The sequence below is a fragment of the Streptomyces sp. DvalAA-14 genome (assembly GCF_900091855.1).
GTDB lineage: Bacteria > Actinomycetota > Actinomycetes > Streptomycetales > Streptomycetaceae > Actinacidiphila.
In genome coordinates, this window is the sequence record NZ_FMCH01000610.1 from 1 (window position 1) to 1,109 (window position 1,109).

1 protein-coding gene is annotated in these 1,109 nt (G+C 71.7%); it reads right to left on the reverse strand.

Annotated features, from left to right (window positions below):
* Nucleotides 1-79 precede the first annotated feature (79 nt).
* Nucleotides 80-1,109 (reverse strand): PQQ-dependent sugar dehydrogenase (locus tag GA0115240_RS32670; protein ID WP_237555400.1); only part of this gene is annotated, 1,030 nt, incomplete at its 5' end.

Genomic DNA, 1,109 nt, shown 5'->3' on the forward strand with positions numbered 1-1,109 from the left:
GCGACGCGCGCGCGCGCGTCCCCGCGCCCCTTCGGGGCACGTCGCGACTCTGGCCGGGGGTGCCCTACCCGAACGTGGCCTAACTCACGGAGACCCGCAGGATGCGGTCGTCCCCCCGCTTCGGAGTACCGCGATTGTCGGTGTTGCTGGTGGAGATCAGCAAGGTGTGGTCGTCGAGGGCCACGACCGTACGGAGGCGGCCGTACTTCGCCGTGAAGAACGACTGCGGGGGCGCCGCGGCCTTCGTGCCGTCGAGGGGGATGCGCCACAGCCGTTCACCCTTGAGGGCGGCCATCCAGATGGACCCCGCCGCGTAGGCGATCCCGCTGGGGGAGTTCTGCTCGGTGGGCCACTGGACGACGGGATCGACGAAACCCGGGTGGTGGGCGATGCCCTCGACCACCGGCCAGCCGTAGTTCTTGCCGGGCTCGATCAGATTCAGCTCGTCCCAGGTGTCCTGGCCGAACTCCGAGGCCCACAGGTGGCCTTGCGGGTCCCAGGCCAGGCCCTGGACGTTGCGGTGGCCGGGGGAGTAGACCAGCGAGCCCGGAGTCGGATTGTCCTTGGGGACCTGGCCGTCGGGCGTCATCCGCAGGATCTTGCCGGCCGGCGACTTCATGTCCTGGGCCAGCCCGCGCTTGCCGGTCTCGCCGGTGCCCACGTACAGCATGCCGTCGGGGCCGAAGGCGATCCGCCCGCCGTTGTGCAGGGTGCCGGTGGGGATGTCCCGCAGGATCGTGTCCGGGGCGCCGAGCTGCTCGCCCTTCTCCCGCGAGGGGTCGTACAGCATCCGGACGACGCGGTTGTCCGAGTCGGTGCTGTAGTACGCGTAGACCTGGTGGTCGGAGCCGAAGTCGGGGGAGACCGCCAGACCGAGCAGGCCGTTCTCACCGCCCTGGGTGTGGCTGACCCCGGGCACGCTGCCGATCGGGGTGACGGTGCCCTTGCCGGTGTCCACCCGGGAGATCCGCCCGGTGTCGCGGGAGGCCACCAGCAGGGACCCGTCGGGGAGTTGGACCAGGCCCCACGGGGAGTTGATGCCGGTCGCCACCGTGCCGGTCACCTGGGCCGTGCCCTTGGCGGGCGCCGGCGACGCGCTCGCGCCGGGC